The organism is Streptomyces sp. BA2 (assembly GCF_009769735.1).
GTDB lineage: Bacteria > Actinomycetota > Actinomycetes > Streptomycetales > Streptomycetaceae > Streptomyces.
In genome coordinates this window covers 1,416,572-1,433,569 of record NZ_WSRO01000002.1, presented here as the reverse complement: position 1 = coordinate 1,433,569, position 16,998 = coordinate 1,416,572, and the positions used below count along the sequence as shown (strand labels likewise).

The window sequence follows — 16,998 nt, the reverse complement described above, 5'->3', positions numbered from 1 at the left end:
CGTCGGTTTGCCCCCTCCTGTCCAACTGCCGTCCCACGCAAGGAGAGTGGTGGAGGACGGGCGGGAGGGGGCGGACGGCATCCGGTCGCCGTCCGCCCCCGGGGAGGCCGCCGCCCGAGGGCGGTGCGGGTTACAGGGTGGGGTGGGCGTTCTTCAGGAGCTCCTGGAACTGCGCCGAGAACCACTTCCCGGAGATCGGCGCGTCGGGGAGCGCGCCGGACGGGTTGTGGCCGTTGCGCGGGTTGCCCTGGTAGGTCGGGTCACACATGCGGTCGAAGCCCTTGCCCTCGTCGTTCGGGATCTCCTTGCTCGACCCGTCGGACTCGCCCGGCGGCTTCATCCACACGTAGGCGTCGATGCCGGCCTCCGGGGCGGTCTTCGGCCGTTCGCCGAGGCCCGCGCCCGACTGGTTGCACCAGTTGCCGATGTGGATGCGCCGGTCGTAACGGCCGCCTTCGACGTAGGTGTTGACGTCCGTCGTGGGACCGGGGCCCGCGGGCCGGGCGGCGCCGCCCCAGCCGTTGCGCGAGGTGTCGATGAGCATGCCTATGTCGGACCGGAAGCCGGTGGAGACCAGCTGGTTGCGGAACGACTGGGCGAAGGAGAGCTCGTCGACGGAGCGGTTCCAGTCGACCCACTTGGACTCGCGGACCGACCGGCCGTTGACGGTGTCGCCGATCTTGAAGTTGTTCTCCTTCAGGGCGCTGTAGTTGGCCGTGTTGGTGATGAAGCCGTGCACCTTGTCGACGGTGCTGCCCTCGGCGGTCGCCGCCTGGTGCATGACCTGGGCGGAGGCGGCGAAGTTGTCGTCCCAGCCGATCCACCCGTGGTGGCCCGCGTCCACGTAGTTGTAGACGTTCGGCACGGCGCCGAGCTTGTTCAGGGCGTAGCCGACGCCCTTCACGTAGTTGCCGTTGGCCTTCATCACGTCGCACTCGGGCGTCGCGGTGGGGCGGCCGCCGGTGTTGGTGACGAGGTTCGGCAGCGAGTCGATCTCGACGGTCGTGACGATGCGCAGGCTGGCGTACTTGGATTCGGCGAGGATCTTCGCGATCGGGTCGATGTACTCGCTCTTGTAGCGGTCGATCTCGGTGGGGCCGAGCTCCCCGTTGGAGGCGAGGGCGGCACAGTCCCGGCCCGGCAGGTTGTAGATGACCAACTGGATGACACCGGCGCCCTGTTGGAGCGCGGCGTCGAGGTGGTCGCGCAGGCCCATCGCGGAGCCCGCGCCCTCGATCGCGGCGATCCGGTCGAGCCAGACGCCGGTGGGCTGGTTGGCGATGGCGCCGCCGCCCGGTTCGGCCTTGGCCTTCGCGGACCACTCGGGGTTCACATAGGGCTTGGCGCCCGCGTACGGATTGTCGACGCGGGCGGCGGCGCGGGTCGTGCTGCTTCCGCTGTCGCCGACGGCGAGCGCGGTGCCGCCGGTGGTGGCGAGGACGGTGGCGAGCCCGGCCAGGAAGAGGGTGCGGGATCTGCGGTGCCTGGAGGGGGTGCGGCTCATGGTGGGAGTGGTTCCTCTCTGGCGTGGGTGTGGGTGTGGGTGTGGGTGTGGGTGTGGGGGGCGGGGGTCAGGTGTCGAGCGCGCGCAGATGGTCGCGGAGCCCGATGCCGAACGGGGTGGGCGTGCCGTCGTAGGAGCTGATCAGCGCGGGGCCCGATGAGCAGTTCCAGGTGTTCCAGGTCCAGCCGAGGTAGGACGCCTGGTGCTCGTCGAGCCACTTCATGACGGTGTCGATGAAGCCGTGCGAGCAGGTGTTCTCGCCGATCTCGCCCGCCACGAGCGGCACCTTCGCGGCCACCGGCGCCAGCGTGGCGTCCCAACAGCCGGCGTTGGCACAGGAGTTGAAGTTGTAGACGTGCCAGGCCGCGGCGAGATTGCCCGCCGGGTCCGTGGGCGCGTGCTTCAGCCAGCCGCTCAGATCGTTCGCGTACGCGATGCCGGACGCGAGCACGAGATTCTTCGCGCCTGTGCCGCGGACCGCGTCGAGCAGGTCCTGCATGCCGGCGACCTCGTAGCCGATGCCGGGGCAGGTGCCGCCGTCGCGCCAGCAGGCCCAGGCCTGGTCGGTCGTGGGGGTGGCGCGGTCCGGATAGGGCTCGTTGAAGAGGTCGAAGGCGACGGCCGGATCGTCCTTGAAGGTGTTCGCGACCGACGTCCAGAACGCCGGGGTGTACCGGGCGTTCGGCATCGGCTTCTGGCAGCTGGCGTGCACGTCCGGGCAGGCCGACGAGTTGCCGGTGTACTGGCCGTGCGACCAGTGGAGTTCGACGATCGGTGTCATGCCGTGGTCCTGGACGCGCTGGACGAGATCGCCGATGGCCGCGCGGTAGTTCCCGCCCGCCCAGCGCGGGTCGATGTTGTCGGTGCCCAGCCAGCACTCCTCGTTGAGCGGGATGCGTACGGTGTTGGCCTTCCAGTCCGCGATGGCCTTGACGGAGGCGTCGTCGACGGGGCCGTCGAAGAAGCCCCAGCCCTGGACACAGGCGTACTCGCCGCCGGAGCGGTTGACGCCGAGCAGCCGGTGCGCGGTGCCTTCGGCGTCGACGAGCCGGTTGCCGTCGGCCTTGAGGGCAGGGGGAGGTGCCGCAGCGGACGGAGCGGCGCCCGCCGTCGACAGGGCGGAGGGCATCACGAGTCCGGTGGCGGTGAGGACGGCGCCGGCCAGCACGGCCAGCGTGCGGAGCAGACGCGGGGGATGGCGCATGAGCGACTCCTTGGGCATAGCCGGAATCGCTCCCACTGGTAACCGTGGAAGCTAGCAGGAAGTCGCCGCCGAGAACAGAAAGGTTGGCAGGTTCCTCAGATTTCCCGCATCATCACTGTCGAATTAATTCGACAACTCCCTTTCGTGTGCGAACTCTTGACATGGCGCCGTTCCGGCTGAACTTTGGGAGCGCTCCCACTGGTTCCCATGCTCCCCAAGCGGAGCACGCCCCCCGCCGAGCCGTCAGGAGAGATCCCCGTATGCCCGCATTCCCCGATGCCTTCCGCCCCGGCCACTCCAGACCGGAAATCAGCCGCCGCAACCTGCTGGCCCTGGGCGCCGGAGCCGCGCTTGCCCCCGCCATTGTGGCGCTCAACCCCGCAGGTCAAGCCGCTCATGCCGCCCCCGCGGCCACCGAGTACGAACAGCGCTTCCTCGACCTCTACGCGAAGATCACCAATTCCGCGAACGGCTATTTCTCGCCGGACGGTATTCCGTACCACTCCGTCGAAACCCTCATTGTCGAAGCCCCCGACCACGGGCACGAGACGACATCCGAGGCATACAGCTATCTCCTCTGGCTACAGGCCATGTACGGCAAGGTCAGCGGCGACTGGACACGTTTCAACGCGGCTTGGGAAACCATGGAGAAATTCATGATCCCGGCCCGTGCCGACCAGCCGACGAACAGTTTCTACAATGCGGCGAAACCGGCCACGTACGCCCCCGAACACGACCAGCCGTCCCAGTACCCCGCCCGGCTCGATCCCTCGGTCCAGGCAGGCGCCGACCCGATCGCCGCCGAGCTGAAGAGCGCCTACGGCAGCGACGACATCTACGGCATGCACTGGCTCCAGGACGTCGACAACGTCTACGGCTACGGCGGCGACGCCAGGGGCCCGGTCTACATCAACACCTTCCAGCGCGGCCCCCAGGAGTCGGTCTGGGAAACCGTCCCGCACCCCACCCGCGACGAGTTCACCCACGGCGGCAAGAACGGCTACCTCGATCTGTTCACCGGCGACGCCTCCTACGCCAAGCAGTGGAAGTACACCAACGCCCCCGACGCCGATGCCCGCGCGGTGCAGGCCGCCTACTGGGCGCACGTCTGGGCCTCGGCCCAGGGCAAGGAGTCGCAGGTCGCGGCGACGGTCGCCAAGGCGGCCAAGATGGGCGACTACCTGCGCTACGCCCTGTTCGACAAGTACTTCAAGGCCATCGGCGACTGCACCGACCCGTCCGGCTGCGCACCGGGCAGCGGCAAGAACAGCTCGCACTACCTGCTGTCCTGGTACTACGCATGGGGCGGAGCCACCGACACCTCCGCCGGCTGGGCCTGGCGCATCGGGTCGAGCCACAGCCACGGCGGCTACCAGAACCCCCTGGCCGCCTTCGCCCTCAGCGCCTACGCCCCGCTCGCCCCCAAGTCGGCATCGGGCAAGGCGGACTGGACGAAGAGCCTGACCCGGCAGATCGAGTTCTACCGCTGGCTGCAGTCCGCCGAGGGCGCCATCGCGGGCGGCGCCACCAACAGCTGGCAGGGCCGGTACGCCAAGCCTCCGGCCGGCACGCCCACCTTCTACGGCATGGCCTACGACGAGAAGCCCGTCTACCACGACCCGCCGTCCAACCAGTGGTTCGGCTTCCAGGCCTGGTCGATGGAGCGGGTCGCCGAGTACCTCCACGAGACCGACGACCCCGCCGCGAAGACGGTCATGGACAAGTGGGTGAAGTGGGCCCTGTCCGAGACGAAGATCGCCGCCGACGGCACATACAGCTTCCCCTCGACCCTCAAATGGTCCGGTCAGCCCGACACCTGGAACCCGTCAAACCCCGGCGCCAACACGGGACTTCACGTGTCCGTCGTCGACCGCACCAACGACGTGGGCGTGGCCGGCGCCTATGCCAAGACCCTCACGTACTACGCCGCCGCCACCGGCCACACCCAAGCCGCCACCACGGCCAAGGCGCTCCTTGACGGCATGTGGCGGCACCACCAGGACCCCCTCGGCGTCGCCGTGCCCGAGACCCGCGCCGACTACAACCGGTTCGACGACGCGGTGTACGTCCCGAACGGCTGGACCGGCACCATGCCGAACGGCGACACCATCAACTCCGGATCCGACTTCACCTCCATCCGCTCCTTCTACCGCGACGACCCCGACTGGCCGAAGGTCGAGGCCTATCTCGCCGGGGGAGCGGCGCCGCAGTTCACCTACCACCGCTTCTGGGCGCAGGTGGACATCGCGCTCGCCATGGGCGCCTACGCGGAGCTCCTCGAACCGGGGACGGGGTCGCGGTGACCGGCCGTATGACGCGCGGCGGGAAACTGCTCGGCGCCCTCGGCCTGATCCCGGGGCTGCTGCTCGTGGCCGCCCCTTCCTCCGGGGCCGACGACGCCAAGGAGAAGGCAAGGGCCGCGTACACCTGGAAGAACGTCCGCATCGACGGCGGCGGCTTCGTCCCCGGCATCGTCTTCAACCGGGCCGAGAAGAACCTCGCGTACGCACGCACCGACATCGGCGGCGCCTACCGCTGGCAGGAGTCGTCCCAGTCCTGGACCCCGCTGCTCGACTCGGTGGGCTGGGGCGACTGGGGCCACACCGGGGTCGTCAGCATCGCGTCCGACACCGTCGAACCGGACAAGGTGTACGCCGCCGTGGGCACGTACACCAACGACTGGGACCCGGGAAAGGGCGCCGTCATGCGCTCGGCCGACCGGGGCGAGACCTGGAAGAAGGCGGACCTTCCCTTCAAGCTCGGCGGCAACATGCCGGGCCGCGGCATGGGCGAACGCCTCGCCGTCGACCCGCACGACAACCGCGTGCTCTACCTCGGGGCGCCCAGCGGCCACGGCCTGTGGCGCTCCACCGACTCCGGAGCCACCTGGTCGAAGGTGACAGCGTTCCCCAACCCCGGCAACTACCAGCAGGACCCCGGTGATTCGACCGGCTACGCCTCCGACAACCAGGGCATCGCCTGGGTCACGTTCGACGAGTCGACCGGCACCTCGGGCAAGCGCACCAAGACCGTCTACGTCGGCGTCGCCGACAAGGCCAACGCCGTCTACCGCTCGACGGACGCGGGCGCCACCTGGTCCCGCCTCGCGGGCCAGCCCACCGGCCACCTCGCCCACAAGGGCGTGCTCGACGCGGAGAACGGCTATCTCTACCTCGCCTACAGCGACAAGGGCGGCCCCTACGACGGCACCAAGGGCCAGGTGTGGCGGTACGCGACCCGCACCGGCGAGTGGAAGAACATCAGCCCCGCCACCGACGCCGACACGTACTACGGCTACAGCGGACTGAGCATCGACCGGCAACGTCCGGGCACCGTCATGGTCACCGGCTACAGCTCCTGGTACCCGGACACCCAGATCTTCCGCTCCACCGACAGCGGCGGAAGCTGGACCGGAGCCTGGAGCTACGCCGCCTATCCCGAGCGCACCAACCGCTACACCATGGACATCTCGTCCGTGCCCTGGCTGTCGTGGGGCGCGAACCCGACGCCGCCCGAACAGAGCCCGAAGCTGGGCTGGATGACCGAGGCCCTGGAGATCGACCCCTTCGACTCCGACCGGATGATGTATGGCACCGGGGCCACCGTCTACGGCACCAGAAACCTCCAACAGTGGGACAGCGGCGGCAAGTTCACCGTCACCCCGATGGTGAAGGGCCTTGAGGAGACCGCCGTCAACGACCTCGCCGCACCGGCATCCGGAGCGCCGCTGCTCAGCGCGCTCGGCGACATCGGCGGCTTCCGGCACACGGATGTCACCCAGGTGCCGCCCCTGATGTACACCGAGCCCAACTTCACCACCACGACCAGCATCGACCACGCCGAGTCCGATCCGGACACGGTGGTGCGCGTCGGCCAGCTCGACAGCGGGCCACGTATCGCCTTCTCCGGTGACAACGGCGCCAACTGGTCGGCAGGAAAGGAGCCTTCGGGAGTCTCTGGCGGCGGCACGGTCGCCGCGTCCGCCGACGGCAGCCGCTTCGTGTGGAGCCCCGACGGCACGGGCGTGCACACCAGCGGTGACCGTGGCGCGTCGTGGACGGCGTCCTCCGGCATCCCGCAGGGCGCCGTCGTCGAGTCCGACCGGGCCGACCCGAAGACGTTCTACGGCTTCAAGTCCGGGACGTTCTACGTCAGTACGGACGGCGGGGCGACCTTCACCGCGAAGGCTTCCACCGGACTTCCGGCCGAGGGCGCGGTGCGCTTCAAGGCACTACCGGGCTCCAAGGGCGACATCTGGCTCGCGGGCGGCAAGGCCGGTGGGACGTACGGCCTGTGGCACTCGACGGACTCCGGCGCGAGCTTCACCCGCGTCCAGGGCGTCGAGGAGGCCGACACGATCGGCTTCGGCAAGGCCGCGCCGGGCTCCGACCACCAGACGCTCTACACCAGCGCCAGGATCGACGGGGTGCGCGGCATCTTCCGCTCCACCGACGCCGGCGAGAGCTGGGTGCGCATCAACGACGACGCCCACCAGTGGGGCTGGACCGGAGCGGCCATCACCGGTGATCCACGGATCTACGGGCGGGTGTACGTGTCGACGAACGGCCGTGGCATCGTTTACGGGGACAACTCCGGCCGGTAGGAGGCCAGTCGAAGCGCTTCGACGCACCTATGGACAGCACATGGGTGTCCCTCTAGGGTCAAGGTGACCCAGAGTCGAAGCGCTTCGCCATCGCCGCCCCACGACCCGTCCAGGAGAGCTGAATGGTCACCCTCGCCGAGGTAGCCCACCACGCCGGAGTCTCGGCCAGCACGGTGAGCTACGTACTCAGCGGCAAGAGGTCCATCTCCGCCTCCACCAAGGACCGCGTCGAACGGTCCATCCGGGAGCTCGGCTACCACCCGAACGCCGGTGCCCGCGCCCTGGCGAGCAGCCGTTCCAACATCATCGCGCTGATGGTGCCGCTGCGCACCGACATGTACGTGCCGGTGATGATGGAGATAGCCATCGCCGTCGCCACCACCGCACGCACTCACGGGTACGACGTGCTGCTCCTGACCGGCGAGGAGGGCCCCGAGGCGGTCCGCCGCATCGAGGGCAGCGCGCTCGCCGACGCGATGATCCTGATGGACGTGGAGCTGCACGACGAGCGGCTTCCGCTGATCCGCGAGACCGGCCGGCCCGCCGTCCTCATCGGCCTCCCCGCCGACCCCACGGGCCTGACCTGCGTCGACCTCGACTTCGTGGCGACCGGCGCCCAGTGCGTCGAGCACCTCTCCGGGCTCGGCCACAGGGAGATCGCCGTGATCGGCGAGGCGCCCGCCGTGTACGAGCGGCACACCGGGTTCGCGGAGCGCACCCTGGACGGGCTGCGCACACGGGCCGGGCAGCTCGGCGTGCGGGTGCTGCACCGACCCTGCGAGGGGACGTACGACGCGCTCGCCGCGACCCTGGCCCGGATCTTCGACGAACGCCCCGGCACCACGGGGTTCGTCGTGCAGAACGAGTCGGCCGTGGAGCCGCTCCTGAGCCTCCTGCGCCAGCAGGGCCGCGCCATACCGGAAGACGTCTCCGTCATCGCCATCTGCCCCGACCAGGTGGCCACCCAGGCCTCGGTGCGGCTCACCTCCGTCGCCATCCCCGCACAGGAGATGGGGCGGCAGGCCGTGGAGCGCGTCGTCGCCAAGCTGCGAGGCCAGGGCGGGGACGAAGTGGCCCTGCTCACACCGGAGTTGACGGTGCGGGCCAGCTCGGGCCCCGGGCCCGCGAAGGGCTGACGGCGGGTCGAGGGGAGACGCCGAGCCGCAGGACGGCCGATTTCTGTTATCGGCACCCACCCGCACCGTCTCCTGCGTGAACGCACCCCTCGCACCCCTCCTAGCTCTCAAGGAGCCCCCATGGGTCAGGACAACAGGCATCGGCTCAGCCGCCGCGGCATGCTCCAGCTCTCCGGCGGCCTCGCCATCGCGGGAGCCGCCGCCGGCGCCGCCACGATCACCCTCACCGACGAGAAGGCGGACGCCGCCCCCGCGGCCTTCGCCCACCCCGGCATGCTGCACAGCGCGGGCGACCTCAACCGCGCCAAGGTGAAGGTCGCCGCGGGCGCCGCGCCCTGGACGGCGGGCTGGCAGAAGCTGACGGCCAACGCGCTCGCCGCCGCCACCTGGAAGCCAAGCCCCCGAGCCGTGATCATCCGCGGCGGTGAAGGCCAGAACTACCCCACCCTCTACCGCGACATCCACGCCGCGTACCAGAACGCCCTGCGCTGGCGGATCAGCGGATCGACCGCGCACGGCGACACCGCGCGCGACATACTCAACGCCTGGTCGGCCACGCTCACCCAGGTGACCGGCAACGCCGACCGGTTCCTGGCCGCCGGGATCTACGGCTACCAGTTCGCCAACGCGGCCGAACTCATGCGTGACTACGCCGGGTTCGACCTCGACCGTTTCAAGTCGATGCTCCTGAAGGTCTTCTACCCCCTCAACGACGACTTCCTGAAGAACCACAACGGCGCCTGCATCACCAACTACTGGGCCAACTGGGACCTGTGCACCATGGCATCGGTCATGGCCATCGGAATCCTCTGCGACGACAAGGCCAAGTACGACCGCGCGGTGGACTACTTCAAGAACGGCGCGGGCAACGGCTCCATCAAGAAGGCCGTCCCCTTCGTGTACGACGGCGAAGGCCTCGCCCAGTGGCAGGAGTCGGGCCGCGACCAGGGCCACACCGTGATGGGCATGGGCCTGATGGGAGCCATCTGCGAGATGGCCTGGAACCAGGGCGACGACCTGTACGGCTATGACGGCAACCGGTTCATGAAGGCCGCCCAGTACGTCGCCAAGTACAACCTGGGCCAGGACGTGCCGTTCACCAAGTACACCTGGGGGACGGGCACCAACTGCGCCTACCGCGAGCAGACCGTCATCTCCGAAGCGGGCCGCGGCCAGGCCCGCCCGGTCTGGGACCTGCTCCACTTCCACTACGCGCGCCGCCGCCGGCTGTCCGTGCCGTACATCACCGCCCTCGCGGAGAAGGTGCGTCCGGAGGGCGGCGGCGGTGACTACGGCCCGAACAGCGGCGGCTTCGACCAACTGGGCTTCGGGACGCTGCTGTACGCGAAGTAGCGGCGCCGATCAGGCCCTCAGGGAGTGGACACCACCGGACGTGGTGCCTTCGCCATGCCGGAGCCGATGAAGAAGCTCGGGTGCGGGGGCTGGTTGTACGCCGTATTTTGCCAGGCCAGCGCCGTGCGGTACTGAAGGTCGTGGAGCAGCGTGGTGATCTTCCTCTTCGTCTCGTGCGGGGTGGAGTAGATCCGCAGTGCCTTGTTGTCCGCGGTGCGCCACACGACCTCCTCGCGCCAGTCGCCGAGGATGTCGCCCGAGAGCGCTGGGGTCGCCTTCGTGCCGTTGTTTGACGCGACGGAGGCCCCCGTCAGGAGCCGGGTCTCGCCGCCCGTGCCGTACTTGTCGATCCGGGTGCCGTCGAGAAGTTCGCGGGTGGTGTCGCCGTCCCACCAGTTCACGAAGTTGATGCTCGACGGTTCGCGGCCGACCGACGCCCCGGCAGGCGAGCGCAGGGTGTTGTCGGCCGCGGACCAGGACTCGGCGCCCGCCGAACCGGCGTAGATGTCGGCGGACGCGCCACGGCCGTTGTCGGAACCCGAAGCCGTGGTCCACAGACGCTGCCCGGTGCGGGCGTCGGCCATCCAGGACCCCGGCTTTGAGCTGTCCTCGGACACCTTGAAGTACTCCAGGCCCGCGCGTGACGGATCGAGGTCGCCGACGTGCCCGGCGTCGCCGTGCCCGAGCTTGGTCGTCCACAGGCCGCTGCCGTTGTCGTCGACGGTCATCGCGCCGTAGACGATCTCGTCCTTGCCGTCGTCGTCGACGTCCGCGACCGAAAGGCTGTGGTTGCCCTGACCGTCGTACCCCTTGCCGGTGTTCGTCGAGGAGTTGGTGTCGAAGGTCCAGCGCCGGGTGAAGGCCCCGTTCCGCCAGTCCCAGGCGGCGATGACGGACCGCGTGTAGTAGCCGCGCGCCATGATCAGCGACGGCCTGCTGCCGTCGAGGTAGGCGGTACCGGCGAGGAAGCGGTCCACGCGGTTGCCGTAACTGTCCCCCCAGCCCGCGACGTTGCCGCGCGCGGGGACGTAGCCGACCGAGTCGAGCGCGGCGCCGGAGCGGCCGTCGAACATGGTCAGATACTCGGGTCCGGCAAGGACATAGCCGCCGGAGTTGCGGTGGTCGGCGGACGCGCTGCCGATCACCTTGCCCGCGCCGTCCTTCGTGCCGTCCGCCGTCTTCGTGGCGACCTCGGCCCTGCCGTCGCCGTCGTAGTCGTACACCTGGAACTGCGTGTAGTGCGCGCCCGAGCGGATGTTCCTGCCCAGGTCGATACGCCAGAGCCGGGTGCCGTCGAGCTTGATGCCGTCGATGACCGTGTTGCCGGTGTAGCCGGACTGGGAGTTGTCCTTGGCGTTGGTGGGCTGCCACTTCAGTACGAAGTCCAGGGCGCCGTCCCCGTCGAGGTCGCCCACGGACGCGTCGTTGGCTTCGTACGTGTACGCCACGCCGTCCGGAGTCGTGCCCCCGGCGGGCGGCGTGATCGGCACGTCCTTGTACCCGGCGCGGAACTGCACCGCGTGCACGGAGTCGCCCTGCTCGGTGCCGTCGACCACCGCGCGCACGGTGTAGTCGGCGCTGTTCGGGGCGCCCGCGTGGAAGTAGTTCGTCGAGCCGGTGACGGGCGATGAGTTGACCTTCGTACCTCCTCGGTAGACGTTGAAGGCCACGTCGTCGTCATCGGTGCCGAGCCAGCGCCAGCTGACCAGGTTCCCGGCGCCGGTGTGCACGCTGACCACGCCCCGGTCGAGCGCCTCGGCCTGCCGGGTGGTGGCCGCGGACGAGGCCGACGACAGGGCGATGAGGCCTCCCGCGGCGAGCGCGCCCGCGACGACGGCGGTGACGATGACCCGGCCGCGGGCCCGGCGCCTTCTTCGGCGGCGGTCGCTGTGCGGAATCTCGCGCATGGGGTCCTCCTGCGGGGAGAGAGACAGTGCCTCGGTTGTGTCGCCGCGGGGATGCGAAAGGTTGCCGGGGTGCCGCGAAGTTTCCGTCGTCCGCGGAAGTTTCTGTTATCCGCGACGCCGTCCGTGCGTCTCCCCTCATGGCCTGGTCAGGTACAGTTCCCGGCCCGCCGACGGGGGCCGGACGTGCGGATCTGAAGGAGTGGAGCAGCGGTGGAAGAGCCCCGGACACGCGGTCTGGTCGAGGCCGCGCGCGCCGGTGACCGGCACGCACTCGACGAGCTGCTCACCGCGCATCTGCCGCTGGTCTACAACATCGTCGGCCGGGCGCTCGACGGCCATCCGGACGTCGACGACATCGTGCAGGACACCATGCTGCGCGTGGCCCGCTCGATCGCCGAACTCCGTGACCCGGACGGTTTCCGGTCCTGGCTCGTGGCCATCGCCATGCACCGGATACGGGACCGGGCGCGCGCCGCACGGTCACGGCAGACTGTTCCCGCGTCGGCGCTGGAGCGCGAACCTGCCGCCTCCGACGGCGACTTCGCGGGCCTGACCGTGCTGCGGCTCGGTCTGGAAGGGCAGCGCCGCGAGGTCGCCGAGGCCACCCGGTGGCTCGATCCCGAGGACCGGGAGCTGCTCTCGCTGTGGTGGCTGGAGGTCGCGGGCTCGCTCAGCAGGCCCGACCTCGCCGAGGCGCTCGGTCTGACCCGGCAGCACACGGCGGTGCGGGTGCAGCGGCTCAAGGAGCGCCTGGAGACGGCCCGTCCCCTCGTACGCGCCCTCGATGCCGAGCCGCGGTGCGCAGCGCTGGCCGAGGTCACCGCCGAGTGGGACGGTCGTCCTGGCTCGGTCTGGCGCAAACGCATCCTCCGGCATCTGCGCGGCTGCCCGTGGTGCGGAGGCGCGGCTCCCGACACCGTCCCCGCCGAGCGGCTTCTCGCGGGCCTCGCGCTGGTGCCGATCCCGGCGGGTTTCGCGGTGCACGCCCTTGCCGGGCTGCTCGGCGGGGGCACGGCGCAGGCGGCTACGGCTGCGGCTTCGGCGGCGTTCGGGAGCGGGATGACGGGTACGGGCGCCGCCGGGGCGGGCCTAGCGGGGGCCGGTGGCGCAGCGGGTGCTCCGGGTGGCGCGGGAGCGGCCGCCGGGCACGCCGCTGCCGCCGATCCGGTCGGCCTGACCGCGCACCTCCTCCACCTGCTCGCGAAGCCCGCGGTCGCCGCGACCGCCGGGCTGAGCATCGCAGCGGGCGGCGCCTATGTGATCTACGACCAGCAGGACCCGCCGCGTCCGCCCCGCGCCGAGGCCCCATCCCCCGAAGCGAGCGCGCGCAGGTCATCCGCCCCCGCGACCAGGGCACCCATCGCGTCACCGAAGCCGAGCCGCAAACCAAAGGCCGAACCCGAGCCGTCCGCCGCCCGTTACGGCAGCGTCGTCGACGAGGCCGAACCCGCGCCTGACCCCTCGGCCCGCCCCGGCCCCCTGTCGCACCGCCCCGAGACCGGCCTGACCAGCTCCGCGGGACCGAAGGCGGTGATGGAGCACCGAGGCGACACCGTCACCCTGCGCGGGCGCGGCTACGTGCTGGTCCGCTGGCAGATCGTGCCCGCTGAACGAGCCGGCGCGCTGGCCATGCCCACCTGGAGTGGCCTGAAGGGGAAGCTCTTCCACGTCGCGTCCGGCGGCGGGCGGCGCATGGACGACCAGATGCCGACGGCGACCGACCGGCCGCACACCTGGATGGGCTCCCAGGAGACCGGCTTCACCGTGCTGCCCGAGGGCGCCCAACAAATGTGGCAGAACGAGTACTTCCACCTCGACGGTGAGGTGACTCTGCGCCAGAACGAGCGGGGCGCCGACTACAACCTCATTGTCCAGCCCACGCGTTGGGACGAGGTGACCGCCGACATCACCCAACCCCCGGACCCCGCACGAGGGGTGGTCCGCTACGGCTACGTGCGGGACACCGGCACCGACGCGGCCCCCGTCCCGCAGTACCTGAACCGGGCCGGATGACCCCATACCGCCTGGCTCAGACCTGCCTGGGATTCCGGACGTTGTTCGATCTCTCGCACGGACGTTGCTATGCTCGCGCACCGCACTCCGGCGGCACGGGGGCCACCAGCGCGCGTGCAGAGCCGCGCAAGCACAGAAACGAGGTCACCCGTGGGGACAGCCGTCGATGACGCAGCCGCCGCGGAGTTCCATGACTTCTTCGAGCGGCACTACGTCGAACTCGCCCGCCTCGCCCACATGTTGACCGGCGAGAAGGACGCCGCGGACGATCTGGCGGCGGACGCCCTGGTCGCGCTCTGGAACCGCTGGGACCGGGTCAGGGCCGCCGACCATCCGGCCGCGTACGCCCGTGGTGTCGTCGCCAACATGGCGCGCAGCCGCATCCGCAGCGCCGTCCGCGAGCGCCGCCGCGTGGCCCTGTTCTGGGGACAGCGCCCGGAGGGCGTCGACGACCCTGACATACCAGCGGTCGTCGACGTCCAGGAGGCGTTGCGTACGCTGCCGTTCCGTAAGCGGGCCTGTGTGGTCCTGCGGCACGCCTTCGACCTGTCGGAGAAGGACACCGCGCTCACCCTCGGGATATCGGTCGGTACGGTGAAGAGCCAGACGTCCAAGGGAATGGCGGAGCTGCAACGGCTCCTGGGCGACCGCGCCGCGTCGCAACTCGTGGGAGGGAGGCAGTGATGGACGACGTACGCAAGCAGCTGCGCGATGCCGCGGCCGAGCACCGCCCCGACAGGGAACGGATGCTCGCCCGGGTCGAGCGCGGCATGGAGCGCGATGCCGCCGACCTCGGTGCCCCGGCCCGCGGCAGGCTGCCACGGTCCGCCCCCTGGCTGCGAATCGTGGGCGCGACGGCAGCGGTGGCCGGAGTCTTCGCGCTCGGCGGGTACGCCGTCGCCTCCGTCGTCGAGGGCGAGGAACCGCCGTCCCGCACCGTGGGCACACCCGCCGCCCCCGACTCCCCGTCAGAGCCGAGCCCCTCCGCCTCCGCACCCGACGACGAAAACGCCGGGCCCAGCTCACCGGCCGCGCCCGAGCATCCATCGGGCAAGGCCACGAAGGGCACGCAGGACAGGGGCAAGGACCAGGACGCGAACCGGCCGCCGAAGAAGTCCGACCCACCGCCCTCCGCACGGCGCGTGGCTCCGGACGCCAAGAGTGTCGAGGACGGCTACCTCTGGAGCGACGGCTCCATCGACCCGCAGAGCAACGACTTCTGGGCGCAGAGCACCCTCACCTTCAAGACCGGAAAACCGCTCACCGCGCTCACCGTCGAACTGCGGGTCGCGCAGACCGGCGGGGTCAGCGACACGGGCAACTGGCGCTCACTGCCCACCGACGACTTCACCGTCTCCGTAAGGGAGGAGGGCGGTGAGCTCATCTACCGCTGGACGCTGAAGGCGGGCCGGACCGTTCCGGCGGGTGAGCACGTCTTCGCGGGCCAGTACAACCACGCCGAAGGCGGCAGGGACGCGGGCGAGGACACGTACGCGGCCGAGGCGACCGCGTCGGGCCAGAAGGCCGCGGTGCGGGGCGACTTCGCCCGCACGTCATAGGCCCCGGACGTCATAGGCCCCGGACGTCATAAGTTCCGCGGAAATTTCGCGGACCCCGGCAACCTTCCGCGCCTGGGCGGAGACCAGCAGACGCAAGGTCATCCCCCCAGCGAAAGAGCGGTCCCCATGACCACGCAACGAGCCGAACAGCGCAAGAGCCGCAAGCGCCGCCTCACCCGCCGCCGCGTCGTGGGCGCGGCGGGCGGCGCGCTCCTGCTGACCGGCGCCACCCTCGGCGCCAACGCGCTGCTCTCCCCGGCGGGAGCGGCGACCGCCGCCGCCGGCTGGCCGACCCCCACCGGCGACAAGCCCGTCACCAAGACCATCGAGGTGTCCGGCACCTACGACGGCGGACTCCAGCGCTTCTACGGCAGCGGAGACCTCGGCGGCGACGGCCAGGAAGAGGGCCAGGACCCGGTCTTCAAGCTGAAGGACGGCGCGGTCCTGAAGAACGTCGTGCTCGGCAAGCCGGCCGCCGACGGCGTGCACTGCTCGGGCAGCTGCACCATCCAGAACGTGTGGTGGGAGGACGTAGGCGAGGACGCGGCCACCTTCAAGGGCACCTCGACCAGTTCGACGTACACCGTCACCGGTGGCGGCGCGAGGAAGGCCGACGACAAGGTCCTCCAGTTCAACGGCGCGGGCAAGCTGAACATCAGCGGATTCCAGGTCTCGGACTTCGGCAAGCTGGTCCGCTCCTGTGGCAACTGCTCCAAGCAGTACAAGCGCACCATCACCATCAACGACGTGGACGTGACCGCGCCCGGCACGTCCCTGGTCGGCATCAATACCAACTACGGCGACACGGCGACCCTGAGCAAGATCCGCATCCACGGCGACGGCGACAAGAAGATCAAGCCCTGTATCCGCTACACGGGCAACAACTCGGGTGACGAGCCCGAGGAGACGGGCAGCGGCCCTGACGGGACGTACTGCAAGTACAGCGCGTCGGACATCAGTTACCAGTAGGCGCGGGGCGCGGAGCTCGGTCACGGTGTCTGCGAGCGGAAGCCGTGGCCGAGCTCCGGCCGCGCCAGGCCGAAGTAGTGCCGGAAGTTGTAGATCAGGGGATTCCAGGCGGCGGGGTCGATGTGCTGGGTCCCGGGGACCACGACGGAGGCAGCGGCGTGCACGCGGACGACCTCGCACTCCACGATCCGGAAGCCGGAGTCGGGCCCGGCCGACGTGATGCCGCGCACCACGGCCTCCAACTGCAGCGGGCACTCGTCCACACGCGGCGGCCCCACGGCCTCGGAGGCCCGGGGGTGCAGCCCGGTGGCGGCGAACTTGTCGGGCTCGTGGCGGTAGACCCCGCGCTTGCCGGCCGGTACCGGGTCCGCGCCGGTGAGCGGGGCGAGGCGCTCGACCGCCGCCCAGAGGTCGGCCGGGGGCAGGTTGACGACCAGCTCGGGGCGCTCCGCGAGATTGGCGACGGTGCGCCCTTCCGCGCCAAGGCCGAGTACGAGGGTGTGGCCGAGCGCCCAGGCCGAGGAGATGGGGGCGAGATTCGCCGTGCCGTCCGGGTTCTCGGTGGTCAGCAGGGCGACGGGGGTGCCGAAGTAGAGAATGCTCGGGGATATGGAGAGGTGGTCGTCGATGGGGGCGGTGGGGGCGATACCCGCCACCGGGGCATCGGCCACCGGTGCATCTGCCGTGGCGACGTCATGAGTCGTGGTGCTGTTCATGCCGCAGAACGCTAGAGCGCCGAGACTTTGGCGA

Annotated in this window: 11 protein-coding genes and 1 pseudogene; 8 read left to right on the top strand and 4 right to left on the bottom strand. The window is 70.2% G+C overall.

All coding sequences use genetic code 11. The features are described 5' to 3' along the window. Window positions 1–130: 130 nt before the first annotated feature. Window positions 131–1,504, bottom strand: a complete 1,374-nt coding sequence (locus tag E5671_RS09005) for a glycoside hydrolase family 6 protein (protein WP_160503316.1) — start codon at window positions 1,502–1,504, stop codon at window positions 131–133. 67 nt (window positions 1,505–1,571) lie between these two features. Continuing rightward, window positions 1,572–2,726 carry a glycoside hydrolase family 5 protein gene (locus E5671_RS09000; protein ID WP_237330138.1) on the bottom strand — a complete coding sequence of 385 codons (1,155 nt, stop codon included), beginning with the start codon at window positions 2,724–2,726 and terminating at the stop codon, window positions 1,572–1,574. A 401-nt stretch (window positions 2,727–3,127) separates the two neighbouring features. Between E5671_RS09000 and E5671_RS08995 the strand changes: the two are divergent. The 4 genes and pseudogenes from E5671_RS08995 to E5671_RS08980 all read left to right on the top strand — a co-directional run. Beyond that, window positions 3,128–5,011, top strand: a pseudogene (locus E5671_RS08995) (glycoside hydrolase family 48 protein); the annotation flags it as partial. Between the two features lie 8 nt (window positions 5,012–5,019). Continuing rightward, a complete protein-coding gene (locus tag E5671_RS08990; RefSeq protein ID WP_160510074.1) occupies window positions 5,020–7,311 on the top strand; it encodes a WD40/YVTN/BNR-like repeat-containing protein in 2,292 nt (763 codons plus the stop codon). A gap of 122 nt (window positions 7,312–7,433) precedes the next feature. Then, window positions 7,434–8,447, top strand: coding sequence for a LacI family DNA-binding transcriptional regulator (locus E5671_RS08985; RefSeq protein WP_160503314.1), 1,014 nt, complete (start codon window positions 7,434–7,436; stop codon window positions 8,445–8,447). Between the two features lie 120 nt (window positions 8,448–8,567). Further along, window positions 8,568–9,800: an alginate lyase family protein gene (locus E5671_RS08980; protein WP_160503313.1), complete on the top strand. Its 1,233-nt coding sequence runs from the start codon at window positions 8,568–8,570 to the stop codon at window positions 9,798–9,800. Between the two features lie 17 nt (window positions 9,801–9,817). Here E5671_RS08980 and E5671_RS08975 read toward each other — a convergent pair whose 3' ends face one another. Further along, window positions 9,818–11,707 carry a rhamnogalacturonan lyase gene (locus E5671_RS08975; protein WP_160503312.1) on the bottom strand — a complete coding sequence of 630 codons (1,890 nt, stop codon included), beginning with the start codon at window positions 11,705–11,707 and terminating at the stop codon, window positions 9,818–9,820. Between the two features lie 210 nt (window positions 11,708–11,917). On the opposite strand from E5671_RS08975, the gene E5671_RS08970 reads away from it, so the two are divergent. The 4 genes from E5671_RS08970 to E5671_RS08955 all read left to right on the top strand — a co-directional run bounded on the left by E5671_RS08970 (window position 11,918) and on the right by E5671_RS08955 (window position 16,248). Beyond that, a complete protein-coding gene (locus E5671_RS08970; RefSeq protein ID WP_160503311.1) occupies window positions 11,918–13,720 on the top strand; it encodes a sigma-70 family RNA polymerase sigma factor in 1,803 nt (600 codons plus the stop codon). A 150-nt stretch (window positions 13,721–13,870) separates the two neighbouring features. Then, entirely contained in the window at window positions 13,871–14,404 is a 534-nt protein-coding gene (locus E5671_RS08965; protein ID WP_160503310.1) for a SigE family RNA polymerase sigma factor, read from the top strand. Then, a complete protein-coding gene (locus tag E5671_RS08960; protein ID WP_160503309.1) occupies window positions 14,404–15,279 on the top strand; it encodes a hypothetical protein in 876 nt (291 codons plus the stop codon). Before E5671_RS08965 ends, E5671_RS08960 begins: the two co-directional genes overlap by 1 nt. A gap of 126 nt (window positions 15,280–15,405) precedes the next feature. After that, window positions 15,406–16,248 carry a pectate lyase gene (locus E5671_RS08955; RefSeq protein WP_160503308.1) on the top strand — a complete coding sequence of 281 codons (843 nt, stop codon included), beginning with the start codon at window positions 15,406–15,408 and terminating at the stop codon, window positions 16,246–16,248. 20 nt (window positions 16,249–16,268) lie between these two features. On the opposite strand, the gene E5671_RS08950 is transcribed toward E5671_RS08955, so the two are convergent. Continuing rightward, window positions 16,269–16,964, bottom strand: coding sequence for a flavin reductase family protein (locus E5671_RS08950; protein WP_160503307.1), 696 nt, complete (start codon window positions 16,962–16,964; stop codon window positions 16,269–16,271). Window positions 16,965–16,998 lie beyond the last annotated feature (34 nt).